Raw genomic sequence first — 262 nt, forward strand, 5'->3', positions numbered from 1 at the left:
CCCATTAGCGTTACTAGTAGGCTTCTATCTAAACCTAAAGCGTTAACAACTGCGTTTAGTTGTGCATTCTCCGCATTACCTTTGTAGTCGTTGATGTAGTCCCTAAAGCTATGGCCTTCAATTATCTCAGCATCGCCGCGTTGCAAGTCGTGCAAGAAGAGCTTAGCGTACCTTTGTTCACCTTGAGTTAACGATGAAAATGATCGATGCAACTCGTTAAGCGTGAGTTCGATACTAGCCTGATCTTGATGTTGATTAAGCT

At 43.1% G+C, this 262-nt stretch carries 1 protein-coding gene; it reads right to left on the reverse strand.

All coding sequences use genetic code 11. From position 1 onward, the window contains the following. The coding region (locus AAEZ02_RS22765) for a type I restriction endonuclease subunit R, EcoR124 family (protein ID WP_351125360.1) at window positions 1–262 on the reverse strand (262 nt) is incomplete at both ends.

This window comes from Shewanella sp. T24-MNA-CIBAN-0130 (genome assembly GCF_040310185.1).
Lineage (GTDB): Bacteria > Pseudomonadota > Gammaproteobacteria > Enterobacterales > Shewanellaceae > Shewanella > Shewanella psychromarinicola.